Annotated in this window: 24 protein-coding genes; 15 read left to right on the top strand and 9 right to left on the bottom strand. The window is 63.6% G+C overall.

The features are described from left to right. Positions 1–23: 23 nt before the first annotated feature. From H290_RS0102160 to H290_RS0102130, 7 genes are all read left to right on the top strand, one after another. Positions 24–2,228, top strand: coding sequence for an acyl-CoA dehydrogenase (locus tag H290_RS0102160; protein WP_020105114.1), 2,205 nt, complete (start codon positions 24–26; stop codon positions 2,226–2,228). Positions 2,229–2,320: 92 nt separating this feature from the next. Then, complete coding sequence (locus H290_RS0102155) at positions 2,321–3,379, top strand: acyl-CoA dehydrogenase family protein (RefSeq protein ID WP_020105113.1); 1,059 nt, start codon at positions 2,321–2,323, stop codon at positions 3,377–3,379. Between the two features lie 4 nt (positions 3,380–3,383). Then, positions 3,384–4,547 carry an acyl-CoA dehydrogenase family protein gene (locus H290_RS0102150; protein ID WP_020105112.1) on the top strand — a complete coding sequence of 388 codons (1,164 nt, stop codon included), beginning with the start codon at positions 3,384–3,386 and terminating at the stop codon, positions 4,545–4,547. A 13-nt stretch (positions 4,548–4,560) separates the two neighbouring features. Beyond that, positions 4,561–5,574: a bifunctional MaoC family dehydratase N-terminal/OB-fold nucleic acid binding domain-containing protein gene (locus H290_RS0102145; RefSeq protein WP_020105111.1), complete on the top strand. Its 1,014-nt coding sequence runs from the start codon at positions 4,561–4,563 to the stop codon at positions 5,572–5,574. After that, positions 5,541–6,032 (top strand): MaoC family dehydratase, encoded by a 492-nt coding sequence (locus H290_RS27570; protein ID WP_051121835.1) that lies wholly within the window; start codon positions 5,541–5,543, stop codon positions 6,030–6,032. Before H290_RS0102145 ends, H290_RS27570 begins: the two co-directional genes overlap by 34 nt. Continuing rightward, positions 6,029–7,201: a lipid-transfer protein gene (locus H290_RS0102135; protein WP_020105109.1), complete on the top strand. Its 1,173-nt coding sequence runs from the start codon at positions 6,029–6,031 to the stop codon at positions 7,199–7,201. Before H290_RS27570 ends, H290_RS0102135 begins: the two co-directional genes overlap by 4 nt. A gap of 37 nt (positions 7,202–7,238) precedes the next feature. Further along, entirely contained in the window at positions 7,239–8,873 is a 1,635-nt protein-coding gene (locus H290_RS0102130) for an AMP-binding protein (RefSeq protein WP_020105108.1), read from the top strand. Positions 8,874–8,877: 4 nt separating this feature from the next. Here H290_RS0102130 and H290_RS0102125 read toward each other — a convergent pair whose 3' ends face one another. The 4 genes from H290_RS0102125 to H290_RS0102110 are packed head-to-tail and all read right to left on the bottom strand — an operon-like array spanning position 8,878 to position 11,109. Next, a complete protein-coding gene (locus H290_RS0102125; RefSeq protein WP_020105107.1) occupies positions 8,878–9,648 on the bottom strand; it encodes an ABC transporter permease in 771 nt (256 codons plus the stop codon). Beyond that, on the bottom strand, positions 9,645–10,418 hold the full coding sequence (locus H290_RS0102120; protein ID WP_020105106.1) for an ABC transporter ATP-binding protein: 774 nt from the start codon (positions 10,416–10,418) through the stop codon (positions 9,645–9,647). The genes H290_RS0102125 and H290_RS0102120 overlap by 4 nt, the downstream gene beginning before the upstream one ends. Then, positions 10,415–10,777 (bottom strand): DUF1048 domain-containing protein, encoded by a 363-nt coding sequence (locus tag H290_RS0102115; RefSeq protein ID WP_020105105.1) that lies wholly within the window; start codon positions 10,775–10,777, stop codon positions 10,415–10,417. Before H290_RS0102115 ends, H290_RS0102120 begins: the two co-directional genes overlap by 4 nt. A gap of 2 nt (positions 10,778–10,779) precedes the next feature. Then, positions 10,780–11,109, bottom strand: a complete 330-nt coding sequence (locus tag H290_RS0102110) for a PadR family transcriptional regulator (RefSeq protein WP_020105104.1) — start codon at positions 11,107–11,109, stop codon at positions 10,780–10,782. Positions 11,110–11,478: 369 nt separating this feature from the next. Here H290_RS0102110 and H290_RS0102105 point away from each other — a divergent pair, with 369 nt between their 5' ends. Then, positions 11,479–12,690 (top strand): HNH endonuclease signature motif containing protein, encoded by a 1,212-nt coding sequence (locus H290_RS0102105; RefSeq protein ID WP_028462659.1) that lies wholly within the window; start codon positions 11,479–11,481, stop codon positions 12,688–12,690. Between the two features lie 170 nt (positions 12,691–12,860). Here the strand turns inward: H290_RS0102105 and H290_RS0102100 are convergent, their stop codons facing one another. Then, positions 12,861–14,522 carry an MFS transporter gene (locus tag H290_RS0102100; protein WP_020105102.1) on the bottom strand — a complete coding sequence of 554 codons (1,662 nt, stop codon included), beginning with the start codon at positions 14,520–14,522 and terminating at the stop codon, positions 12,861–12,863. Positions 14,523–14,719: 197 nt separating this feature from the next. On the opposite strand from H290_RS0102100, the gene H290_RS31895 reads away from it, so the two are divergent. Then, positions 14,720–14,845, top strand: a complete 126-nt coding sequence (locus H290_RS31895; RefSeq protein ID WP_020105101.1) for a hypothetical protein — start codon at positions 14,720–14,722, stop codon at positions 14,843–14,845. A gap of 22 nt (positions 14,846–14,867) precedes the next feature. Here the strand turns inward: H290_RS31895 and H290_RS0102095 are convergent, their stop codons facing one another. Together H290_RS0102095 and kstD are read right to left on the bottom strand one after the other, a co-directional pair. Further along, positions 14,868–15,740 (bottom strand): MaoC/PaaZ C-terminal domain-containing protein, encoded by an 873-nt coding sequence (locus H290_RS0102095; protein ID WP_020105100.1) that lies wholly within the window; start codon positions 15,738–15,740, stop codon positions 14,868–14,870. Next, on the bottom strand, positions 15,740–17,482 hold the full coding sequence (kstD, locus tag H290_RS27565; RefSeq protein ID WP_020105099.1) for a 3-oxosteroid 1-dehydrogenase: 1,743 nt from the start codon (positions 17,480–17,482) through the stop codon (positions 15,740–15,742). Before kstD ends, H290_RS0102095 begins: the two co-directional genes overlap by 1 nt. A gap of 164 nt (positions 17,483–17,646) precedes the next feature. Between kstD and H290_RS0102085 the strand changes: the two genes are divergently transcribed. The 5 genes from H290_RS0102085 to H290_RS31385 all read left to right on the top strand — a co-directional run bounded on the left by H290_RS0102085 (position 17,647) and on the right by H290_RS31385 (position 22,613). Next, on the top strand, positions 17,647–18,435 hold the full coding sequence (locus tag H290_RS0102085; protein ID WP_020105098.1) for a 2-keto-4-pentenoate hydratase: 789 nt from the start codon (positions 17,647–17,649) through the stop codon (positions 18,433–18,435). A gap of 59 nt (positions 18,436–18,494) precedes the next feature. Further along, entirely contained in the window at positions 18,495–19,415 is a 921-nt protein-coding gene (locus H290_RS0102080) for an acetaldehyde dehydrogenase (acetylating) (RefSeq protein WP_020105097.1), read from the top strand. 3 nt (positions 19,416–19,418) lie between these two features. Further along, a complete protein-coding gene (dmpG, locus tag H290_RS0102075) occupies positions 19,419–20,480 on the top strand; it encodes a 4-hydroxy-2-oxovalerate aldolase (RefSeq protein ID WP_020105096.1) in 1,062 nt (353 codons plus the stop codon). Between the two features lie 154 nt (positions 20,481–20,634). Then, positions 20,635–21,444 carry a hypothetical protein gene (locus H290_RS30040; protein WP_155976654.1) on the top strand — a complete coding sequence of 270 codons (810 nt, stop codon included), beginning with the start codon at positions 20,635–20,637 and terminating at the stop codon, positions 21,442–21,444. A 137-nt stretch (positions 21,445–21,581) separates the two neighbouring features. Beyond that, positions 21,582–22,613 carry a hypothetical protein gene (locus H290_RS31385; RefSeq protein WP_196809480.1) on the top strand — a complete coding sequence of 344 codons (1,032 nt, stop codon included), beginning with the start codon at positions 21,582–21,584 and terminating at the stop codon, positions 22,611–22,613. Positions 22,614–22,687: 74 nt separating this feature from the next. Here the strand turns inward: H290_RS31385 and H290_RS0102060 are convergent, their stop codons facing one another. Both H290_RS0102060 and H290_RS0102055 read right to left on the bottom strand, forming a co-directional pair. Beyond that, positions 22,688–23,044: a hypothetical protein gene (locus H290_RS0102060; protein ID WP_020105093.1), complete on the bottom strand. Its 357-nt coding sequence runs from the start codon at positions 23,042–23,044 to the stop codon at positions 22,688–22,690. 13 nt (positions 23,045–23,057) lie between these two features. Beyond that, on the bottom strand, positions 23,058–24,212 hold the full coding sequence (locus tag H290_RS0102055) for a Rieske 2Fe-2S domain-containing protein (RefSeq protein ID WP_020105092.1): 1,155 nt from the start codon (positions 24,210–24,212) through the stop codon (positions 23,058–23,060). A 230-nt stretch (positions 24,213–24,442) separates the two neighbouring features. Between H290_RS0102055 and hsaA the strand changes: the two genes are divergently transcribed. After that, positions 24,443–25,624 carry a 3-hydroxy-9,10-secoandrosta-1,3,5(10)-triene-9,17-dione monooxygenase oxygenase subunit gene (gene hsaA / locus H290_RS0102050; protein ID WP_020105091.1) on the top strand — a complete coding sequence of 394 codons (1,182 nt, stop codon included), beginning with the start codon at positions 24,443–24,445 and terminating at the stop codon, positions 25,622–25,624. Positions 25,625–25,664: the final 40 nt, after the last annotated feature.

Here is a 25,664-nt window from a genome sequence, read left to right as displayed (position 1 = left end):
GACGAGTCAGGATGTTCAGGTCTATGACGATCGCTACCACTGAAGAACATACCGCTGTGGCCGACGCAATTGGTCAATGGTCCAAAAAGGTGTCGGCGATCACCTCGGTCCGTGCGGCCGAGCCTGGGTCTGACGTGCAGGCCGACGCCTGGCCTGCACTGTTCCCCGAACTGGCCGCACTCGGTGTATTCGCGGCCGCGGTTCCCGAGAGTCTCGGCGGAATGGACGCGATGTTCATCGACCTCGCCGTCATGCTCGAGCGAACCGGTCACGATCTTGTCCCGGGCCCGGTGGCGGGAACCGCGATCGGGGCTCTGCTTGCGGCGGTGGCGGGTGCTCCGAATGAGAACGCGTTACTCGGGCAGTTGCTGGCCGGGAAAGTGGGGGTTGCGATCGGTACCGGCGTGTTGACCGGTGGCGAAGCCGCCCAGGCGACCGAACCTGAACGGGGGGTCCTGTCGGCCGACGGCGATCTCGGACTGGTTGCCGGTTATGCCGACGGTGTCGCGTTGCTGGCGCAGGTGGACATCGCCGGAAGTCATCGGTGGGTCCTGCTGGAACCGAACACCCCGGGCGTGGTTGCAGAGAAGGTCGAGGGCGTCGACTTCTCGATGGACCTCTCGCGGGTCCGGTTCGAGCAGGTCCGGATACCCGCCCACGAGGTGCTGCACGTGTCGGATTCGTTTGTGCGGGCCACGGTGATCGCAGGCATTGCCGCCCAGGCGGCCGGAGTCGCCCGCTGGTGCCTCGATACCGCTGTCGAGTACGCCAAGGTGCGCGAGCAGTTTGGGGCACCGATCGGGAGCTTTCAGGCCGTCAAACACATCTGCGCGGAAATGCTCTGCCGCAGCGAGCAGGTCGGCGCCGCGGCTTGGGACCTCGCCGAGGCCATCGACGAACTCACGGAAGCCGAAGCGGCCGACCGCGACGCGGCAACCCAACAGCTGGAGATCAGTGCGGCGGCTGCGGCGGCGGTGGTCGCCGACCTGACGGTGGCGAACGCCAAGGATTGCATCCAGGTGCTCGGTGGCATCGGGTTCACCTTCGAGCACGATGCGCATCTCTACCTGCGCCGGGCTCTGTCCTGGCAGGCCCAGCTCGGTGATCCGGGGCAGTGGCGTGGCCGGGTCGCGGAGTTGAACCGGGCCGGGGTTCGTCGCCGGTTCACCATCGAGCTCGGTGAGGCAGAGCGCGACCGGCCACAGGTCAGAGCACAGGTGGAATCGATTGCGGCAGAGCCGGATCGTCGGCGCGCACTGGCGGCCACCGGATACCTGACGCCCCATTGGCCCGAGCCGTACGGCCTCGGTGCCGACGCCTCGCATCAGGTGCTCATCGATTCTGAACTCGACCGGGCCGGGGTGCGGCGCCCGGATCTGGTCATCGCCGGCTGGGCGATCCCCACGATCGTCGCGCACGGCACGGACGTGCAGCGCGAACGGTTTGTGCAGGCGACGCTCGACGGTGAGGTGACGTGGTGCCAGTTGTTCTCCGAGCCGGGCGCGGGTTCGGACCTCGCGTCGCTGCGCACCAAGGCCACCAAGGTCGATGGCGGATGGCGGTTGCAGGGGCAGAAGGTGTGGTCGTCGCACGCGCATGACGCCGATTGGGCCATCTGCCTGGCGCGCACGGATCCGGATGCGCCGAAACACAAGGGGATCACGTACTTCCTCGTCGACATGACATCGGCAGGCATCGAGACGCGGCCGCTGCGTGAGCTGACCGGTCGTTCCCTGTTCAACGAGGTCTTCCTCGACGACGTGTTCGTCCCCGACGACTGCGTGGTGGGTGAGGTCAACAACGGGTGGCGGCTGGCTCGGACGACGCTGGCCAATGAGCGCGTGGCGATGGGTGGCTCCGCCCTGGGCAAGGAGATGGAAGCGCTCCTCGAGCAGATCGGTGACTCGGTCCTGACCGCTGCGCAAACCGAAGGTCTCGGTGAGCTCATCGTGCAGGCGCAGCTCGGGCAGGTCCTGGACCTGCGGTCGGTGCTCGGCTCGATCAACGGGACCGATCCCGGGGCGGTGGCCGGTGTCCGCAAGCTCATCGGGGTTCGGCACCGGCAATCGGTGCCGGAGTTCGCCCAGCAACTGCATGGCAGCGAAGGGCTGGCCCTGTCCGCGGCCGCCGACACCTTCCTGCTGAACCGGTGCCTGTCCATCGCAGGCGGCACCACGCAGATCCTGCTGACGGCGACGGCCGAGAGGTTGTTGGGCCTGCCCCGGTGAGGTCCGGATGCAGCTTGACGCAAGTCGAAACAGACGTCGCGTTCGTCTGATACAACTAGAACAGGTTCTAATTTCTTGGAGGGGTGTAGAACGTGGATTTCACGCTGGATTCCACCGCCCAAACTGTGAGCGATGTCATGGACTCCGTGCTGGAGCGGCACGAGACGGTCTGGGACGCGGAGCTGACAGATCTCGGTGGTTTTGAGACGACATTGTGGGCGGCGCTGGCCGGTGGAGGCGTGCTCGCCCTGCCGCTGCCCGAGAGCCAGGGCGGTGACGACGTCGGTGTCGGTGGGCTGACCCCGGTCGCCACCGCGCTCGGGCGCTCCGCAGCCGTCACGCCGGCCATCGGCACCCTGATCTCGGGGCTGGCGCCACTGGCCGCGCGGGCCCCCGAACTCGCGGCCGAGCTCGGTGCAGCTGTGCAATCCGGTGGGTGGCTCGCCGTAGCCATCAACGAGCCGGGCGCGGCCATGACGACCACGCCCCACACCAGGGTGTCCGGCGGGAAGCTGACCGGCACGAAAACCGGTGTGCTGCATGCCGAAGGCGCCTCGGCACTCCTTGTCGCCACCGACGCAGGTGTCGCCATCGTCGCCGCCGACCACGCGGGTGTGACCATCACGCGGACGACCTCGTCGTCCGGATGGGGCGAGTACACAGTCGAATTCGACTGTGTACCGGTCGAGAATGTCGTCGAGGGTGATCCGGATTGGCTCATCGAGCATCATTCGCTCGGCATCGCCGCCTACGCCGACGGTTTGATCGCCGGCGCGATGAAGCTGACGGCCACCCACGTCACCGAGCGTGTTCAGTTCGACAAGCCCATCGGGACGTTCCAGGCCGTACAGCAGCAACTCGCCGACATCTACGTGGTGGCCCGGTCGATGACGCTGGCAACGACGGCAGCCGGCTGGCGTCTGTCCGAGGGCCTTGATGCCGGCTCCGACCTGGCCGTGGCGACGTACTGGCTGGCACAGGAGATCCCGGCGACCATGCGGACGATGGTCCACCTCCACGGTGGCATCGGCGTCGACCTCACATACCCGTTGCACCGGTACTTCTCGATCGCCAAGGACCTGGCGCGTCTGGTCGGGGGACCCACGAGTCGCCTCGACGCGCTGGCCGAGCAGGTAGAGGCAGGAGCGTAAACCGATGTTCATTGATCTCACACCCGAACAACGCGCACTCAAATTCGATCTGCGCGAATACTTTTCGACACTGATCTCGCCGGACGACGCGCAGGTGATGCTCACCGAGCGCCACGGACCCTCCTATCGCAAGGTGATCCGTCAGATGGGCAAGGACGGCTGGCTCGGGGTCGGGTGGCCAAAGGAGTACGGCGGCCGCGGCTTTGGCCACATCGAGCAGCAGATCTTTGTCAACGAGGCCGCGCGCGCCGACATCCCGTTGCCATCGGTGACACTCCAAACGGTGGGACCGACGCTGCAGCTCTACGGCAACGACGAGCAGAAGCAGCGGTTCCTGCCCGCCATCCTCGCCGGCGAGGTCCACTTTGCGATCGGTTACACCGAACCCGATGCGGGCACAGATCTGGCCTCGCTCAAGACAACCGCGGTCCGTCGCGGCGACGAGTTCATCGTCAACGGGCAGAAGATCTTCACCACCGGCGGCCACGACGCCGACTTCGTGTGGCTCGCGTGCCGGACCGACAAGGACGTGGCGAAGCACAAGGGCATCTCGATCCTGATCGTCGACACCACCGACCCCGGATACAGCTGGACTCCGATCATCACCGCCGACCACGCCCATCATGTGAACGCCACGTACTACTCGGATGTGGTCGTGCCGGCGAACATGGTGGTGGGTGAGGTCAACGGTGGCTGGCGTCTGATCACCACGCAGCTCAACCACGAGCGTGTGATGCTCGGTCCCGCCGGACGACTCGACGGACTTCTGGCGCGCATCACCGAGTGGGCGCAGCGGCCGGGGCCCGACGGCACCGTACCCGCCAAGCATGGGGACGTGAAACGTGCTCTGGCCGAATTGCACGCCTATTACCGGGTCAACGAGCTGCTCAACTGGCAGGTCGCCGCCGGCGGCGACTCGATCTCGATGGCGGACGCGGCGGCGACGAAAGTCTTTGCCACCGAACGGCTACAGCACGTGCACCGGCTGATCGACGAGATCCTCGGCCGCCACGGTGACTTCTCCGATCCGGAGACCGCCGCACTCGCCGACTGGTTCGACGTCCAGGCCAAACGCAACGTCGTGATCACGTTCGGCGGCGGGGTCAACGAGGTGATGCGCGAGATGATCGCCACCGCCGGCCTCGGGCTGCCCCGTGGAAAGCGCTGAGAGGAGTCTTGCCATGACAACCGTTGATGCTTCTGCGATCATCGCGGCCACGGACGAGGTCCGGGCCGCGGGCACGAGCGCCCCGGTGGCCGGCCGAGATCCCATCAACACGGCCATGATCAACAACTGGACGGAAGCCATCGGGGACACCAACCCGATCTACGTCGACGACGACGCCGCGCGCGCCGCCGGGTATGACGGCATCGTCGCGCCACCGGCGATGGCGCAGGTCTGGACGATGCGCGGACTGACCAGAGCGCGCGCCGACGACGACCCACTCGGTCGGGTGACCGAGATTCTCGACGAGGCCGGCTACACGTCGGTGGTTGCGACCAACTGCGATTCGACGTATCACCGCTACACGAAGCCGGGCGAAGAGGTGACGATCGAGGCCTCGCTGACAGATGTGGTGGGGCCCAAGCAGACCGGTCTCGGTGAAGGCTGGTTCTTCACCACCAGGAACACGTGGAAGGTCGGTGACGAGGTGGTCGCCGAGATGGACTTCCGGATTCTCAAGTTCCGGCCACCGGCCAAGGATCCCGAACCGCCGGCCGACAACTCGGTGATCTCGTCCCTCGGGTCACCGACCGCCGACTTCGACCCGGCGAAGATGATGCGCCCCACGCCTTCTCTCGACACGCTGTTCTTCTGGGACGGTGTCCGTGACCATGAGCTGCGCATCCAGAAGCTCGAGGACGGATCGCTCCGCCATCCGCCGGTGCCGGCGATCTGGAAAGCCAAGGGGCAGGACACCGACTACGTGGTGTCCTCCGGTCTGGGCAGCGTCTACAGCTACGTGGTGCACCATGCCCCCAGGGTTCCCGGACGTTCGGTGCCGTTTGTCGTCGCGCTGGTCGAACTCGAAGAAGGTGTCCGGCTCCTCGGTGAGCTCCGCGGGATCGACCCGGCGCAGGTCAGCATCGGACTGCCGGTACGTGTTGAGTTCCTTGACTTTCCGGCCGCAGACGATGCCGACGCCTGGACGTTGTATTCATGGCAACCCGCCGGAACAGGAGTGCAGTCGTGAGTGTTCCCCCCGCCATCCCTCCTGTTGTAGCAGTCGGTGTTGAACTACCGGTGCTCACGGTGAACGCGACGCCGACATTTGTGGTCTCGACGGCCTTGGCCACCAGGGACTTTCAGGATGTTCACCACGATCGCGACCTCGCGCACCAGAAGGGGTCGAAGGACATCTTTGTCAATATCCTCACCGACACCGGGCTGGTGCAGCGGTACATCACCGACTGGGCTGGGCAGCGCGCGCAGATCCGGTCGATCAAGCTGCGACTGGGCGTGCCCTGGTATGCCTACGACACATTGACGCTCAGCGGCACCGTGAGTGCGGTGGACAACGGTCTGGTGACGGTCGACGTCGTCGGCAAGGACAGCCTCGGGAACCACGTGACGTCGGTGGTGACACTGGTGATGGACCACACCGAGATCAGTGAAGCGGCCGGGAAAAGTGAAGCGGGAGTGAGTCGATGAGTGGGTTGTCCGGCAAGGCCGCCATCGTCGGTATCGGGGCCACCGACTTCTCCAAGAGTTCGGGTCGCAGCGAACTGAGGCTGGCTGCCGAAGCGGTGACCGCTGCGATCGCCGACGCCGGCCTCACACCGGCCGACGTCGATGGGCTGGTCTCCTTCACGATGGACACCAACACCGAGATCGCCGTCGCCCGGGCCTCGGGTATCGGTGAGCTGAAGTATTTCTCTCGCATCCACTTTGGTGGGGGAGCGGCGTGTTCCACCGTGCAACAGGCGGCGATGGCTGTGGCCACCGGTGTCGCCGATGTGGTTGTCGCCTACCGTGCCTTCAATGAGCGGTCGGGCATGCGGTTCGGTCAGGTGAACACCTCGCTGGTCGCGCAGGACAACTCGTCGGGCACCGACAACGCCTTCAGCTATCCGCACGGACTGAGTACCCCGGCGGCATTTGTTGCGATGGTGGCGCAGCGATACATGCACGAATATGGCGCCACCAGTTCGGATTTCGGCCAGATTGCAGTGGTTGACCGGAAGCACGCGGCCGTCAATCCCGAAGCGTTCTTCTACGGCAAACCCATCACACTCGACGATCATCAGAGCTCGCGGTACATCGCCGAGCCCCTGCATCTCCTCGACTGCTGCCAGGAGTCCGATGGTGGCGTGGCGATTGTGGTCGTGTCGGCGGAGCGCGCCAAGGACCTGCCGCACACGCCGGTGATCATTGCGGGGGCCGCGTCCGGCAGCGGCGAGAACCAATACATCATGACCAGCTACTACCGCGACGATATCGCCGGACTTCCCGAAATGGGGTTGGTGGGCAGGCAATTGTGGGAGCAGTCGGGCCTGCGTCCCGACGACATGGACGTGGCGATCCTCTACGACCACTTCACGCCGTATACGTTGATGCAGCTCGAGGAGCTGGGGTTCTGTGGCCGGGGAGAGGCCAAAGACCTTGTCCGCGAACCCGGTGCGCTCGAGGTCGGTGGCCGGCTGCCGCTCAACACCCACGGCGGACAGCTCGGGGAGGCGTACATCCACGGGATGAACGGCATCGCCGAAGCCGTCCGGCAGCTTCGCGGCGTATCGGTCAATCAGGTCGACGGGGCCGACAAAGTGGTTGTCACCGCCGGCACCGGAGTCCCCACGAGCGGTCTTGTCCTCACCGCATAGTTCTTGCTCAGTTCTCATCGCATAGGAGATTTCTCAGATGGCATTCAACCTTGCCGATGTTTTCGAAACCGTCGCGGATGCTGTTCCCGAGCGGATCGCGCTGACCTACGAGGGCGTTGATCACAGCTACCAGTTGCTCGAACGCGAGTCGAACCAGGTGGCACACCTGTTGACGGCCAACGGAATCGTGGCGGGCGAGCACGTTTCACTGTTCCTCAAGAACAGTCTCGAGCACGTCACCACGATTCTGGGTGTCATCAAACTGCGCGCCGTCCCGATCAACGTCAATTACCGGTACACCCCGGCGGAGCTGCTGTACATCTTCGAGAACTCCGACTCGGTCGCGATTGTTGTCGAGGAGACCGAACATCAGGAGAACCTGGCGCAGATCATCGGGCAGATCCCGACCCTGCGGACCGTCCTGGTCATCGGTGAGGTCGCGGACTCGCTGGCAGATGCCGCGGCGCAGGCCGGTGTGACCGTGGCACCCTTCGCACCGGAGGGTCATTCGGATGTGCGCGATTTCGAACCCCGGACGGGCGATGAGTTGTGGGTGCTCTACACCGGTGGCACCACCGGTTATCCCAAGGGGGTCATGTGGCGGCATGACGACTTCTTCCACAAACCGCTGTCGGGTGGTAACCCGTACGAGGACAACAATCCGCGGAAGAATCTCGGTGAAGTTGCCGCCGCCGCAAAGGAATTCCCTGAGCTGGCGTTCCTGATCGCGGCACCGCTGATGCACGGCGCAGCACTGTATTCGTTGTTCACGTTCCTGACCCTGGGTGCGCGCCTGGTGCTGATGCGATCATTCGACCCCGAGAAGGTCGTGCGCTCGATCGAGTCGGACAAGGTCAACGTCATCTTGATCGTCGGTGACGGCATGGGTTCGCCGCTGGCCGACGCGATGGCCGAGTTGAAGGACGAGGTCGACATGTCGGCCTTGTTCTCGATCACCTCGGGCGGCGCGATCTGGTCGGTCGCGGTGCGGGAACGGATGCGTGCGGTAAAGCCGGATCTGTTGCTGCGAGACAACTTCGGCGCGTCTGAGTCGGGCAATGACGGCGCCTTCGAGGTCCGCGAAGACGGCACTCTGGCGATGCCTCCCTCACCGAAGATGACCGTCCTCGACGAGAAGCTCGAAGTGATCGAACCCGGCTCCGGTGAGGTCGGGATGATCGCGCGAATCGGCAATGTACCGCTGGGCTATTACGGGGACGAGGAGAAGTCTGCGCGAACGTTCCCCACCCTGCCCGACGGCACCCGGGTATCGGTGCTCGGCGACATGGCACACGTCGAGGCCGATGGGACGATCGTCTTCCTGGGACGTGGATCTCAGTGCATCAACACCGGTGGCGAAAAGGTTTTCGCCGAAGAGGTCGAGGCCGCGCTGCACGCGCACCCCGCGGTCGCCGACGCATTGGTGGTCGCGGCGCCCGACGAGCGGATGGGCCAGAAGGTGTCCGCGGTGGTCGCGGTCCGTCCGGACAAGCCCGAACCGACGCTCGACGACATCCAGGAACACTGCCGAACCATGCTGGCGGGCTACAAGATTCCCCGTCTTCTGGTGCTGGTCGACGAGATCAAGCGCACTCCGGCCGGCAAAGCCGACTACCGGTGGGCAAAGGAAACGGCACTGGATGCTTCTGTGTCAGGTGCCGTGAGCAGCTGAGGTACTAGCTGATTTTGCGTCGGTAGACGGACATCGCGACGGTGTACGCGACGATGAGAATGCCGACGCACCAGCTCAGGGCGATCCAGATGTCGCTGCCGACCGGGTGCTGGGCGAAGATGTCGCGGATCGTGGTGACGATCGCTGTGACCGGCTGGTTGTCGGCGAACCATTTCACCGGCGCGGGCATCGATTCGCTGGGCACGAACGCGGTACTGATGAACGGCAGGAAGATCAGCGGGTAGGCGAAGGCACTCGCTCCGTCGACCGTCTTTGCGGAAAGACCGGCGATCACGGCGACCCACGTCAACGCCAGGGTGAACAGGGTGAGGATGCCGGCGACTGCGAGCCACCCCAGCACGCCCGTCCCAGTACGGAATCCCATGACGACGGCAATGCCGATGACGATCAGGACAGAGGCCAGGTTGGCGGCCAGTGAGGTCAGTACGTGTGCCCACAGCGCGCTGGACCGTGCGATCGGCATGGACTGGAATCGTTCGAAGATCCCGCCATGCAGATCCATGAACAGGCGGTAGGCGGTGTATGCGATACCCGACGCGACCGTGATGAGCAGGATGCCCGGCAGCATGTAGTCGATGTACGACCCTGAACCGGTGTCGATCGCGCCGCCGAACACGTAGACGAACAGCAGCATGAGTGCGACCGGGGTGATCGCTGTGGTGATAATGGTGTCCGGACTGCGCAGGATGTGGCGCAGCGACCGCCCCGTCAGGACAGTGGTGTCTTTGTAGAAGTGCGCGGTGGTGATCATCATTCCTCCCGGCTCGTAGGGGATTTGCCGACTATTGCGAGGAAGACCTCCTCGAGGGTGGGCTGCTTCTCGACGTATTCGACCTTCGCGGGCGGCAGCAATTGTTGGAGTTCGGCGAACGTGCCGCTGACGACGATCCGGCCCTCGTGGAGGATCGCGATCTGGTCGGCGAGATACTCGGCCTCGTCCAGGTGTTGCGTCGTGAGCAGCACAGTGGTGCCGGTGTCGGCGAGTTCCTTCACCGTCTTCCACACCTCAAGGCGCGCTTGGGGATCGAGCCCGGTGGTCGGTTCGTCCAGGAAGATGACAGGCGGGTTCCCGATGAGGCTCATCGCGATGTCGAGGCGGCGGCGCATTCCGCCCGAATAGGTCGAGGCTTTCCGGTCGCCGGCCTCGGTCAACGAGAAGCGGTCGAGCAGTTCGCCGGCGATCGTGCCGGGGCTCTTCAGATGCCGTAGCCGTGCGACCAGTGCGAGATTCTCTCGGCCACTGAGGATTTCGTCCACGGCAGCGAACTGTCCGGTGAGGCTGATCGACTCTCGCACACTTTGTTGCTGCGCGGCGACGTCGAAGCCGTCCACGCTTGCAGTGCCGGCATCCTGTCGGAGCAAGGTCGCGAGGATCTTGATGACCGTGGTCTTGCCCGCCCCGTTCGAGCCGAGCAGGGCGAAGATGCTGCCGGTAGGCACCGTGAAGTCGACGCCGCGCAGCACATGTAAGTCGTTGTACGACTTCTCCAGACCCTGCACCCGGATCGCTGCGGCCGCGGTCATTTCTGGCCTCGTTCCGCGTCTTCGAAGGCCTTGGTGAGGCGGGCGCGCTCCTTGTCGATCCACTGCCGTCCGTTGTAGGCCTGGGCGAACGTCTCGGCGAATTCGACCGGGTCGTCGCCGACGATGTCGCGGACCGGGGTGCCGTCGACGGCGGCTCGCTCCCAGAGGTCGACGAAGTCGCCGAGCATCTTGACGATCGTCTCGCCGTCGGTGAGACCTCCGTAGTACGTGAGGTACCGCTGGAGGGCTTTCCCGGACGTGAGGTAGGGCTCGGGAAGCGAATCAATGCGTGATTGGTGCTTCTTGTACTCCCTTTTTTGCTCGAGCGAGCCGACGATTTTCGTCATCCAGTTGGTCATGATTACGTCTCCTTGTCTTGAAGTCGTTCGATACGTTCGGTGAGGAACTTCCATGTGGTCCAGAATTCGTTGAGTTGTTCGCGCCCTTGGGCGTTGATCGAATACACCTTCCGCGGCGGCCCTTTCTCGGACGGCACCTTCACCACATCCACGAAGCCTCGCTGCTCGATGCGAATGAGCAAGGCGTAGACGGTGCCTTCGGCGAGATCCGAGAATCCCTGCTCCCTCAGCAGCGTGGTGATCTCGTATCCGTAAGCGGGACGATCGGCCAGCAGCGCGAGCACAATGCCCTCGAGCGTGCCCTTGAGCATCTCCGTCATCTGATTGCCCATCACTCACCCCCTCTGTCTAGTCTGTGTTGCTGAGTACTGGTACCAAGTTACACCGAGTACCAGTACATAGCAATGCTGAATAGCAGGTGGCCCGGGTGGCGGCAAGGCGTGGTCCTCGGTCTGGCCAGATTCTCCTGTCAGACGGTGCTGATAGATTCGGCGCCGCGGGCTGTGTCCGCGTGAGACAGGCGTGCACTACTGCGGAAGCTGTTGTGCGCGAGGAAAATTGATGCAGATCAGCCTTGCGAAGGTATGTTCGATCAGCTACTCTGGAATCAGTTGATCATCGAGACTACGACGAGTCGAAGAAACACCTTCCCAAGAGCATTGGTCAACCTTCCTATTGCTTCGTGCCTGGAGGTGTTTGTGATGCGACTGCTCGATATGGTCGATTCCCTGGTCGACCTGGTCATACCTGATGACCCCAAGGCGGTGCTGGGTATGACGAAAGACCTGATCACTCTGCGTAACGCGGCCGATCATCAACTTGCAGTGTGTGCTGGGGTGATCGATGCATCGGGTATGGCGCGCAAAGCGGGGTCGACAACAGTAAAATTGTTGCAGGCCAACGGTGCCGCGCCAGCTTCGGCGTATCGGTGGCTACGCATCGGTTCGGGATTGTCTGATTTGGATCGCACCGCCGGCTATTCGCGAGACGGGTTCCTGTCCTCCGAGCATGTGGATGCGGTGGTGAAGGGTGTTGCACATGTCGTCGACCGGTCGCAGGATCCGATGACGGACGTGGATCGGGTTGGTGCTGAGCGGAAACTGTTGAGCCACGCCATCTCCGGAGCCCCACCGGCTGCGATCGGCGCGGCAGCCCGAGCCCTGGGGAACGAGGTGGCCAGGGACACCGGTGGGCCACCGCCTGCAGAAGATCGGTCACTGAACAGTGTGGATTATGCGGTCAGCGACGGACGCCTGGTCGGCAAGTTCGACGTTGATGCGGTGATCGGAGAGAAGTTGTTCTCCGCGTTGGACTTCTGGTCCAGGGCACGTCCTGAACCGGATGGTTCTGACGACGCGCGAACCCCGACGCAGCGTCGCGCTGATGCGCTACATCAACTCCTGGACTGTGGTGGTGGTGGCCAGACGTTGGTGTCCGCGCCGCGGACCGAGGTGATGGTGACCGTGCCCGCCGACCATCCCGAGGCTTCCTCGCTGCCCTGGATGGGGCCGGTCACCGAAGCAACTGCCGCTGCGCTGGCCTGTGATTCCTCGATCACCTCGATCACCCTCGGCGGGCAGCAAGTCCCGATCGATATCAGTCCACCGAAACGCCTGTTCACCGGACTGGTCCGGAAAGCAATCATCATCCGCGATGCCTGCTGCGTGAAATGCGGTGCACATGCCACCTGGTCGGACTGCCATCACATCAAGCACTTTGTGGACGGTGGCGCCACGACCCTGGAGAACGGATGCCTGTTGTGCCGTACCTGCCACATGGCGGTCCACAACACCGACTGGGACGTGATCATGGGCGACGACGGCCATCCGTGGCTGATCCCGCCGGCCGACGTCGATCCACTTCGAAAACCGCTACCGGCCTACAACCGTCGAACGCTTACCCTCGCCGCCTGACACTGCAGGTCGATCGAACACTGACTTCCCTTGTCGCACCCGGCTTCTCGTCGGGACCGCGCATGTACCGTTGACAACTCCATAGTGTGAAATCCGCGGGGTGCTGCCGTCCAGACGTGCTGCGGCGGCAGCACCACCACGTCTTGCGGCCGGGCGGCTACCCGCCGACGTCACTCGGTGATGTCTGCCTTGGCCTGCTCTGCGGCGGCAGCACGTTCGGCCGTGCCGTCGTCGATCTGCTTGGGGGTCAGGAACGCCAAGCCGATTGCCGCTGCCAGACAGACGCCGCCCAATGCGATACAGGACGTGCCCATCGGACCTTCGAAGGCGTCGATGGCACCGCTGCTGATGCGTGCGGCAAGCTCCGGATCGACCGGCGACAGTTGCGCTGCGACCTGAAGTGCTTCGGCAAGGGTGTTGGTGATGTGCTCGCCGATGGACTCAGAGGCTGCCGCAACTTCCTGGGCCTGCGCGGTTTGCCCAGCGGCGTCGAGCTGCGTGGACAGTTGTTGCATCGAGGCCTCGGCGTCCTGGGCAACGGGCGCGATGTTCTGGGTGTAACCGGCGGCCAAGAGACTTCCTCCGACCGCGATGCCGATGGCCGAGCCGAGTTCTCGGGCGGTGTCGTTCACTGCCGAACCGACACCCTGATTGTCGGTGGGTGTGTTGACCATGATCGCGGTGGTCGACGGCGCCGTCGCGATACCCAGTCCGACGGCCAGGATGAGCATGGCGACGACGATGGTCTTGTAGTCGTCGGGGTGGACCGCGCCGAGATAGATAGCGCCGACACCCATCGCCACCATGCCGAACACCAGAATGAGTCGCAGGCTTGTTTTCGTGGTCAGCCAGTTCCCGACCAGTGAGAACACCATCACCAATATGACCATCGGAAGCAGGGCGACCGCTGCCTTGAGAGGCGAGTACCCGAAGACGAGCTGCAACTGCTGCAGCAGCACCAGGAAAATTCCGAAGATGACAAGGAATTGCACCGTGATGCTGAGGGTGCCTGCGGAAAAGGCTCGGTTGTTGAACAGCCGGACGTCGAGCAGCGGGTCGGTGTTTTTCAGCTGCCACCACCAGAACACCCCGATGAGCACCAGTCCGCCGATCAGTGCGAGCAACGACAGTGGATCGAGCCACCCTCGATGGGGTGCCTCGATGAGTCCGAAGACCAGTAGACCGATGCCGGCTGCCGAGGTGAACGAACCGATCCAGTCGAACCTGTGGGTTGTCGAGTCCTTGGACGTCGGGATCGTGCACGCCAGCACTGTGGTGAGTGCCGCGGAGATGCCGAAGGTGAGGAAGATCGATTCCCAGCTGAAGAACTCCAGGAGCACGCCGGTCACAAAGAATCCGGCGATACCGCCGGAACCCCCGACACCGGCCCAGATGCTCACGGCGAGATGGCGTTTGGTTTCGGGGACACCGGCGGTGATGACTGATAGCGTCGCCGGCATGACAAACGCGGCCCCGACGCCGGTCAGCGCCCGGGCGGCGATGAACTGGTCAGGGTTGGACACCCAGATCGGGAGCAGTGATCCGATGGCAAAGACGACAAGTCCGCCTACGAGCACCTCTCGGCGTCCGTACCGGTCGCCGATCGCACCCGCGGGAAGCAGGAGGGCGGCGATGGCGAGCGTGTATCCGTCGATGAGCCAGGTCACCTGATTGGAGTTGGCCCCGATTGCCGGTGCGATCTCCGGGATCGCGGTGTTCAGGGAGGCCATCGCCGCGATGACCATGCTCAGTGCGGCACAGGCCACCACGATCAGCCAGATCGCGCGAAAACCGAGCTTGTCTTGCGTCGGCGCTCCCCCAGAAGTGTCCATTTGTCTAATTTAGGCGAGTGGAACCTGTTCTAGCCAACTGTTGGTGTTGTGTAATTGTTATCACTGGTGTCGGGTGTCGCTCACCTGTATCACACGTCTCATGTGTCACATTAATCACGCTGGTAACACAACTTCTCGAGGTTGCTGGTGACGACCGACCCAGCCGGGCTGGCCATGTTCATTAGAGAGGGAATCCGATGGCCTCAGTTCACGTCAACAACACCCCTGTCATCAAACTACGTATCTGGCGAGTCCTCACCCTGCTGGGCTCCTTGGCCGCGATCTTCGTCGGCCTAGTCGCCATATTCATGAGTGCTGCCTGACCCGAAATCGGGCCGGGAGACGTCAGGCCTCGTGGCCGAACGTCGTCAGCACGACATTGCCCAGCGCGGGCGCGTCGTCGCGGTCGGCCACCGTCACCGTGATGAGGAGGCGAGATCCGTCCTCCCACACCTTGATTCGCAGCGTCTCGCCGGGAAACACGACCCCGGCGAACTTGGCGCCAAATCGCTGAACTCGATCAACATCACCACCGAGCAGTGTGTCCACAACAGCGCGGCACACCGTCCCATAGGTGCACAGTCCGTGCAGGATCGGCCGCGGGAAGCCTGATTTCTCGGCAAACCCGGGGTCGGAATGCAGCGGGTTGCGATCGCCGCACAGCCGATAGAGCAAGGCCTGTTGTGGAAGTGTCTTGGCCTCGATGACGTGATCCGGTTCGCGGTCGGGGTAGACGACCTTGTCGGACTCGCCCCGCTCGCCGCCGAAGCCGCCTTCACCCTTGGCGAAAATCGACGAACGGGCGGTCCACAGGGGCTCACCGGCATCGTCGACGGTGGTGAACTCCTCGATGATCACCGCGGCCGAACCCTTGTCCTGGAGTTCGATGATCCTGATCGTGGTCGTCGCGGTGCCGGCTGCCGGAATTGGCTTGTGCACCAACACTTCCTGCGATCCGTGCACCACGTTTGCGAGATCGATCTCGACGCCGGGCTTGGAGACCTTCGGCGGTTCGGTGTCGTGGAAATGTGCCGCGACGGTGGCAAACGTCGGCAACACTTTCGGGTGATTGTCGTCGAAGTATCCCAGGGCGGCGGAATCCAGCGGATCGGCGCCGGCGCCCACCCCGAGGTTGTAAAGCGCGACATCCGAGGCGTTCCAGCTGTACGTCTCCTTCGAGACGACGGCGCCCAGCGCGATATCCGGATCGATTGCCATCAGCCGGCCTTCTCTTCCTGTACTCGATCCTGTTGTGCTTGTGCGGCGATGTCGAGAGCGGCAAGGTAGCCGAAAACCATTGCCGGACCGATGGTTGCGCCGGGTCCGGCGTAGGTGTGACCCATCACCGGTGCACTGGTGTTGCCTGCGGCGTACAAACCGTTGATGACCGATCCGTCCGGCCGTAGGGCGCGGCCGGCGGCGTCGGTGTTGATGCCACCTTTGGTGCCGAGGTCGCCGGGCACCATCTTGACCGCGTAGAACGGGCCCTTCTCCAGCGGGCCGAGGCTCGGATTCGGCTTGTTGGTGATGTCGCCGTAGTAGTGGTCGTACCGGCTGACACCGCGACCGAAGTCGTCGTCGACGCCTTTTGCGGCGAACTCGTTGAACCGCTTCGTGGTCTGGGTCAGGCCGTCGGCCGGTACGCCGATCTTCTCTGCCAGTGCCTCGATGGTGTCGGCCTTGGTGATCACACCCGACTTGAACCAGTTGCCGGGCAACGGTTGCCGTCCGGACACCGAGGCGAACATGTAGCGGTTGCGGTAGGTCTGGTCGAAGACCAGCCAGCACGGAAGGTTCTCGCCGGGGCCATCACCCTGGCCGTACTCGCCGCCGTACATCTGATGGACCGCTTCGACATACGGCAGCGATTCGTTCATGAATCGCTGACCGCGGTCGTTGACCATCATGCTCCCCGGCAACGCGCGTTCGGACAGTGCAAACCAGGGGCCGCGGGGGAGTGGGATGGTCGGTCCCCACCACGCATCTTCCATAAAGCTCACGCCCGCACCGATTTTGAGACCGGCATTGATGCCGTCGCCGGTGTTGGACTCGGCTCCGGTTGTCCACTGCGAACCGATCGGCTCGCGCTGATACTTGTGCCGCATCTCGTCGTTGTGCTCAAAACCGCCGCAGGCCAGCACCACACCGTGGCGTGCGCGCAGGGTGCGCTTGACTCCGTCGGATTCGACCTCGACCCCGACAACCTGGCCGTTCTCCGTCGCCAGGTCCACCAGTCCGGTACCAAGTAGCAACGGAATTCCGGCCTGCCGAACTCCGAGGAGCAGTTCCGACATCAGGGCGGCACCCATCGCGATCAGCTTCTTGCCGGTCAGCTTCGCCCAGATGAACCGCATGCCGACCTTGACGGCACGCAGCGGTCCCTTCCAGTGCCGCAGCCCGGTGCTCAGCCAGCGGTAGTCCGACTGCATCACCACCACGTTCAGCGGGGACTTCGTGTAGGGCGGGTGCATGGTCTTGAAGTCGGCGCCGAGTTTGCGGGAGTCGAAGGGCTTGGGTTCGCAGGAACGCCCACCGACGCGTCCACCCGGTGCCTCCGGGTAGTAGTCGGAGTAGTTTTTGACCCATTCGAGCTCCAGTGGCGAGTGCTCCATCAGGAAGTCGAGTGCCTCGGGACCGCGGTCGATATAGGCGTCGATGCGGTCGGGCGAGACCACGTCTCCGACGATCGAGCGGACGTAGGTGCGGGCGGCCTCACGGTCGTCCTTCACTCCGTCACGCTGCAGGATCCGGTTGTCCGGAATCCACACGCCACCGCCCGAGCGTGACGTCGACCCGCCCCAATACGGGGACTTCTCGACGATGACCGTCTTCAGTCCGTGTGCCGCGGCCGTGATGGCGGCGCTCATGCCCGCGCCGCCGGCGCCGACAACGATCACGTCATACGTTTCGTCCCCGAGGTTCGGCTCTGTGCTGCCCTGTCCGCTGTCCGGACCAGTCATGAATTGCCCCTTCGCGCATTGCGGACTTCCACCCGCAAGGTAGAACACGTTATAAACTGACTCAACAGGCAGGCTATACCAGCCTGGAATGGGTTGGCGAGACCTCCGATGCTCCAAAATGGAAACACGTTCTATTCTGCTCGAACTGAGAAGCGAGGCAAGTTGTGACCATTTCCGACCGGCTCCGCCAGGAGATCGCCGATGATCTGGCGGCGGCAGAGCAGCAGGCTGCGGCGATCGATCCACCGGCCACCGCGTACCCCGATCTCGACGTGACCGACGCCTACGAGATCCAGCTGATCAACATCAGGAAGCGGTTGGCCGCCGGTGCCACGGTCGCCGGGCACAAGGTCGGTCTGGCGTCCGAGGCGATGCAGAAGATGATGGGTGTCGACGAACCCGACTATGGCCATCTGCTCGACGTGATGCAGTACCACGAGAACACCCCGATCGACGCGGGCAAGTTCTGCTATCCCCGCGTCGAGGTGGAGGTGGGATTCATCCTCGGTGAAGATCTGCCCGGCGCCGGATGCACCAACGCAGACGTGATCGCGGCGGTGGAATGGGTGGTGCCCTCCATCGAACTCATCGACAGCCGGATCCGGGACTGGAAGATCTCGCTGCCCGACACGATCGCCGACAATGCCTCGTCGTGCGGATGGATCCTGGGGGAGCAGCGCGTCCGGATCGCCGACATCGACACCGGCGACATCGACGCCACCCTGCACCGCAACGGCGAACTGATCGCCGAAGGCAATTCCAGCGCGGTTCTCGGCCATCCGCTCAACGCGGTGTCGTGGCTGGCCAGGAAGGTCGAGAGTTTCGGGGTCAGACTGCGCAGAGGCGATGTGATCCTGCCCGGAACCGCGACCAGGGCGATCGATATTCGTTCCGGGGACCACTTTGTGGCCGACTTCGTCGGCTTGGGAAGTGTGACTTTGGATTTCACATAGTAACTGCGACATCACCGGCCGACTCTCACACCGAGAACAGTTCTACGTCAGGAGGACACATGGCAGACAAGATCACCGCCGCAATTGTCGGATCGGGCAACATCGGCACCGATCTCATGTACAAACTCGCACGCTCAGAGGTCATCTCACCCCGCTGGATGGTGGGCATCGATGCGGAGTCCGAAGGCATGAAACGGGCCGCGGACCTTGGGCTGATCACCATGTCGGGCGGCGCCGACGAATTACTCGCATCAGCCGAGAAGCCCGACATCATCTTCGAGGCGACGTCGGCGTACGTGCACCGTGAATACGCACCCAAATACGAGGCTGCCGGGATCACCGCCATCGACCTCACCCCCGCGGCCATCGGACCTGCGGTGGTGCCGCCGGCCAACCTGCGCGAGCATCTCGATGCACCGAACACCAACATGATCACCTGTGGCGGGCAGGCCACCATCCCGATGGTGCACGCCGTGTCGTCGGTGGTGCCGGTGGTGTACGCGGAGATCGTGGCGTCGGTGTCGTCCAAGTCGGCAGGCCCGGGCACCCGCGCCAACATCGACGAGTTCACCAAGACCACCTCTCGCGGCATCGAGACCATCGGCGGCGCCGATCGCGGCAAGGCCATCATCATCCTCAATCCGGCCGATCCGCCGATGATCATGCGCGACACCATCTTCTGCGCCATTCCGGAAGATGCCGACATCGACGCCATCGCCGAAGCGATCCACAAGCGCGAGAAGGAGATCCAGGAGTATGTGCCGGGATACCGGCTGCTGCAGGATCCCCAGTTCGATGCACCGAGCGTCGGCAACGGCGGCATGGCCCGGGTGTCGATCTTTGTCGAGGTCGAAGGAGCCGGCGATTTCCTTCCCCCGTATGCGGGCAACCTCGACATCATGACCGCCGCCGCCACGAAGGTGGGCGAAGAGATCGCCAAACAGAAGCTGGCCGCAGCGCAGAAGAAGGTAGGTGTCTGAGCAATGTTCGGTATCAACGATCCTCGTAAGTTCAGCGACACTCTAGACATCCGCATCACCGACTCGTCGTTGCGCGACGGCAGCCATCACAAACGGCACCAATTCACCGAACAGGAGGTCCGCGACATCGTCGGCGCCCTCGACGGTGCCGGAGTACCGGTGATCGAGGTGACGCACGGTGACGGACTGGGTGGTTCGTCCTTCAACTACGGCTTCTCGAAAACACCTGAGCAGCAACTCATCAAGGCGGCGGTGGAAACCGCGAAGTCGGCGAAGATCGCATTCCTGATGTTGCCGGGTCTGGGCATCAAGGACGACATTCGTGCGGCGCAGGACAACGGGGCGCAGATCTGCCGGATCGCCACCCACTGCACCGAGGCCGATGTGTCGATCCAGCACTTCGGGCTCGCCCGTGAGCTCGGTCTGGAGACGGTGGGCTTCTTGATGATGTCGCACAGTCAGCCGCCGGAAGTCCTTGCCAAGCAGGCGCGGATCATGGCCGACGCCGGATGTCAGTGCGTCTACGTGGTCGATTCGGCCGGTGCCCTGGTTCTCGAGCAGGTGTCGGATCGGGTGTCGGCGTTGCGGGCCGAACTCGGTGACGACGCGCAGATCGGCTTCCACGGCCACGAGAACCTCGATATCGCTGTCGCCAATTCGGTTGCCGCCGTGCGGGCCGGGGCCCAGCAGATCGACGGGTCGGTCCGCCGGTTCGGTGCGGGTGCGGGCAATACTCCGGTGGAAGCATTCGTCGCGGTCTGCGACAAACTCGGCATCACCACCGGCGTCGACTTCATGAAGATCGCGGACGCCGCGCAGGACGTGGTCCGGCCGGTGATGCCCACGGAATGTCTGGTCGATCGTCCGTCGATGATGATGGGCTACGCGGGTTGCTACAGCTCGTTCCTGAAGCATGCGGAAGGCCATGCCGACAAGTACGGCGTCAGCGCTGCTGACATCCTGATCGAGGCCGGAAACCGCAAACTTGTTGGTGGCCAGGAAGATCAGCTGATCGACATCGCTCTGGAACTGAAGAAGAAGCAGGACGCCAACGCCGGGGTGTAGTCGGAGCGGCGAGCCTGCGGACCCGAAGTCGCCGGTGTTCTTGTAGCGCATCGTCGCTCAGCGGCGGGTCGTGGCGGCGGGCAGGCTACGATTTGTCCGAATTGGCGACTCCGGAGTGAGTCGGCTGTGGTGCGAGCTGATCACGAGGGCGCAGATGACGTATGACCGGACAGGTGCCGATCTCGGTGCGAGGAGCCGAAAATCGGGCGGCAGCGGGTTGTTCGCCGCACGGTTGGGTGACTCGCGGCTACGGGCCGCGGGCATCGCTCTGGCCGTCGCCGGACTCGTGATGGTGATCTTCAGCTTCTTCCCCTGGGCATCGGCCTCCGACGACGATCTCAGTATTTCCGTGACCGGTATGGGCGCAGTGTCCCTCGACATCTCGGCCGAACGGGCCCAGGCGCTGGGCGGGGCGACCAAGGCGACCGCTGATTTGGACGAACACAGCAAGTCGCCGGGCTTGGTCACCGCTGCCCTCGGAGTTCTCCTACTTGCGTCGGCGGTGATGTTGTTGATCAACCGATATCCCGGGATAGGTGCTCTTGCGGGTACCGTGCTGGCACTGATTGCGGTGTTCATCTCCCTGGAGTACCTCTTCGCCCCTGGATCGGCCGTGCTCGAGGGCACCGGTGATGCCGGAATCGGTTATGCCGCTGCCGGTCTCTGGCTGGTGACGCTGGGTGCGTGTGTGGCCGCGGCGGTATCCGCTTACTCCACCGTGACGGTGTTGGGGAGCACACCGCCGCCGGTTGTGGACAGGTCGCCCGCCACCGCGGCCAAACCAGTTCGTCGACAGCCCTACGCCGGGGCACCGCGCCCGAACCAGCGCGCTTTCCACAGCGATTCGACACCGTTCCCACCGATTCGACGTTCCACTTCGACTGCGGGTCCCGATCGCGGGCTACCGCCCCTGCGGCGCAATACCCCTCCGGCGCCTCGCCACCGGGCCTCTGACAGCGAGTGACCCAGATCTGACACGGCCAGAGCAGCAACCGAAAGTTCCGTCAGCGACCGGTGGTGGGGCGTTACGATCGGTTCGGACATCAATGCCCGACATCAATGCCCGCTGCCCGCGGGCGGACGACAGAGCAGGGGTACACCATGACGTACGGACCGCCACCCGGAAACAGCGGTGGATATCCTTCCAACGAACCAGGTGGTCAGCCGAATCAGGGACAGCCAGGCGGATACCAGCCGCCGCAGCAACCGGGTCACCAGCCGTCATTTGGTGCTCCGGCCGGGCAGAAGAAGTCCGTCACGACTGCTTTGCTGGCCCCATCATCGGGCAACCCGACGCTGAAGTTCACCGGTATCGGACTCGTGGTCGCCGGCCTGATCATGGTGCTGTTCAGCTTTTTCAGCTGGGCCGCCAACACCGAAGATGGCAACAGCGTCTCGGTCACCGGCTTCGGCTCCGTTTCATTCGACTTCAGCGACGATGCGGGTCTGTCTGCGGATGAGGAATCACAGGCCGAGAAGGGAACAGAGGAAGACACCACCGCTCCCGGCATCTACACCATCGTTGTCGGTCTGCTCGTCGCCGGTGCCGGTGCTGCCCTGATCGTCAACAAGTTTCCCGGTATTGCGGCCGTCGCCGGTACCGTGTTCGCGTTGATCGCCGTCATCATGACGCTGGTGTTCCTCTTCGACCCGGCCGGCGCTGTGTTCGACAGTGATGCAGGTGTCGGCGACGATTCGGGCATCGGTGACGCCGGATGGGGCCTGTGGCTGGTCACCCTCGGTGCGGTTGCCGCCCTTGTTGTTTCTGCCTTTGCCACCTACCTCGCGCTGACCTCGAAGCCCGGTACCCCGGCCGCCCCCGGATCCGGCCAGGGGCAACCGGGTTACGCGCCGCCGCAACAGCCCGGTGGTCAGGGCCGGCCGCAGGGCTACGGTCAGCAGCCCGGCGGTTACGCGCCGCCGCAACAGGGTTACGGCCAGCCTCCTGCCGGTGGGTACGGGCAGCCGCCTGCCGGACCGCAGTATGGGCAGCCACCTGCCGGGCCGCAGCACGGACAGCCACCAGCCGGCCCGCAGTACGGACAGCCACCGAACCCCGGTCAGCAGTACCCGGGTCCGCAGAATCCCGGGCAGAACCCCGGAGGTCAGCAGCCCCCGTACGGACAGCAGTAGCTACGTCGAACATCTGAAAACACCATCCACGCAATCAGATTGCGTGGACGGTGTTTTGTTTGTGGATCGTGAAGTCAGTAGTAGCCGTCGGGGTCGACGTCGGGTGATTCCCTTGGGACGATGCCCTCGCTGACCCCGTGGTCGATACTCGCCGACAGGCGTGGGCACGTCGGCAGCATCGCCGGGTTGCCGCCTTCGGCACGAATGGCCTTGAGTTCGGGGCAGTGCTCGCGTGCCTCTTTGTTCCACTGAACGCTGGTGTGATGGGGGCTGTACTTCTTGACGAGCACCTGCGCATGGCATGTGCGGCACTCGATTTCGGTCAGGCCGCCGCGGAGATAGTGCTCCTTGTCCCGGGAGGTGGCGGCGTGGACTGCAGCCCGACGCTCCGGATCTGGGAAATCCGGAGCCTTCGACCAGCCCGCAGTCATGACCGATCGACCATCAGTTCGCCGACACCGGATCTGCGGCGTCCTGTTCGGCCTTGAGTCGCAGGTTCTCCTGGACTTCGAGGTTCCAGTTCTCGACAGCCTTGGTGGTGTCGATCTCGTACTCGTAGCGCTGCGTCATCTCTTCGGTGACATCGGCGATGTCGACATAGAACTGCTCGTACCAGCGTCGTAGCTGATAGACCGGGCCGTCTTCTTCCACCAGCAGCGGATTGTCGATGCGGCTCTTGTGTTTCCAGATCTCGACATCCTGCAGGAAGCCGACTTCGATTCCGGCAGTGATCTTCTTGGCCATCTTGTCTGTCTGATCCGGAGTCAGACCCTCGGGGATCTTGGCCATGACGCCGTACATCAGGACAAACGAGTTGTTGTCGATCGGGTAGTGGCAGTTCGTCAGGATCGTCTCGATGGCAAAACCGCCGTAGTACTGCACCATGGGGTTGAGCATGTAGGACGGACCGTAGTAGGCGGCGATCGACTCGAGGCGGGTGTCCGCGTAGCCGGTGCCGATCTCGATGTCCGGCCGGCCATGCGAGTTCATGTACTGCGCGGCCGTCTCGCCTTCGAAAACATTCTTGAAGTAGTCGGGCAATGCGTAGTGGACGTAGAAGAAGTGCGCCATGTCGACCACGTTGTCGATGATCTCGCGGCAGTTGGAGCCCTCGATGACAATGCTGTTCCAGGTCCAGCCGGTCCACTCGTCACTGCCAAGCTCTTCGAGTTCGGGGATCACAACGGTGTCCGGCGGCGGGTTGCCCTCTGGGTCGTTGTAGACGAAGACCTGTCCGTTCCGGGTCATGCCCGGCCAGGAACGGGTCTTGGCCAGCTTGGGTGCGCGCTTTGCGTAGGGCACTCCGGCGCAACGGCCGTTGCCCTTCCACCGCCAATCGTGGAAAGGGCAGGCGATGTTGCCGTCCTTGATCGAGCCCTGAGACAGGTCACCGCCCATGTGCCGGCAGTACGCATCGAGGATCTTCAGCTCGCCCTCGGATACCCAGACCACCAGTTTGGTACCGAAAACGTTGACCGAATGCGGCTTTCCGTCGTCATAGTCGGACAGCAAGCCCAGGCAGTGCCAGCCCCGCGCGAAACGGGTCGGTGGGGTTCCGGTGTCGATCTCGCGGATCGCGCCGCCGTCGATGTCGGTCATCTGCTGCTCCCTCGTACATTCGCTTGTCTGCCCTGTTCGGCACGTTCTGGTGCTTCCCGCCCTTAAGCGCAGACGCTTAGTGGAACATGTTACAAAAGTGTGCGGTTTTATGCCAGTGAATCCGCGTGAACGGCGCAGGAGAAGCTGGTAAACCCGCAGTACTCGACATAAATGAGAACGTGTTCTAATCTCGTTTGAGTAGACGTGGAACGACAGCGAGGAGTTGCTCGATGAGTGACCGCAGCCAGGCAGGCGCAGAGGTACTGGACAAGATCAGTGCCCTGCTACCCGAGATCGCGCAACGCGCACAAGAAGCAGAGGATCTGCGCCAGATCCCCGACGAGACGATTGCCTCGTTGGAAGACATCGGCTTCTTCAAGCTGTTGCAGCCCGAGCAGTGGGGCGGATACCAGGTCGACCCGGTGACCTTCTACGAAGCCGTGCGCCGCCTCGGATCCGCGTGCGGGTCCACCGGTTGGGTCGCGGGGATCATCGGAGTCCACAACTGGCATCTGGCATTGTTCCCACAGCAGGCTCAGGAAGACGTCTGGGGGGACGACCCCTCGGTGCGAATCTCGTCGTCGTATGCGCCGATGGGTATGGGTGAGGTTGTCGATGGTGGATACAAGGTCAACGGATCCTGGGCGTGGTCGTCCGGATCGGGCCACGCCAGCTGGGTTGTGCTCGGCGGACCGGTCATCAAGAACGGCAAGCCGGTCGACTTCGTCAGCTACCTCATCCCGCGCTCCGACTATGAGATCCGGGACGTCTGGAATGTTGTGGGCCTCAAGGGAACCGGTTCGAACACGATCGACGTCAAGGATGTCTTCGTGCCCAGCCACCGGATGCTGAGCTTCCGGGCGATGAGCACCGGTGGAGCCCCGGGTCTGGAGAAGAACACCGCGCCGGTCTACAAGATGCCTTGGGGGACAATCCACCCCAGCACCATCTCGGCACCGATCGTCGGTATGGCGTACGGCGCCTACGAGGCTCACGTCGAGCATCAGGGCAAGCGCGTGCGGGCGGCGTACGCAGGAGAGAAGGCCAAGGACGATCCATTCGCCAAAGTGCGGATCGCCGAGGCCGCCAGTGACATCGACGCAGCCTGGTCGCAGTTGTCGGGCAACCTGCAGGCCGAATACGACCTGCTGCTGGCCGGTGACGAGATTCCGATGGAGTTGCGGCTCAAGGCCCGCCGCGATCAGGTCCGCGCGACCGGCCGGTCGATCGCGTCCATCGATCGGCTCTTCGAGAACTCCGGTGCACACGCGCTCGACCTCGACACACCCATTCAGCGGTTCTGGCGTGATGCCCATGCCGGCCGGGTCCATGCCGCGAATGATGCCGAAAGGGCATACGTCGCATTCGGAAACGGAGAGTTCGGCATCCCGATCGGCGACACGATGGTCTGACAGGACAGGTGATCCCGGCAAACTCTCGCATAAGGAGCAG

Source organism: Nocardia sp. 348MFTsu5.1 (genome assembly GCF_000383535.1).
Lineage (GTDB): Bacteria > Actinomycetota > Actinomycetes > Mycobacteriales > Mycobacteriaceae > Williamsia > Williamsia faeni.
The sequence above is the reverse complement of the archived record's forward strand: the minus strand, read 5'-3'. Positions and strand labels throughout refer to the sequence as shown.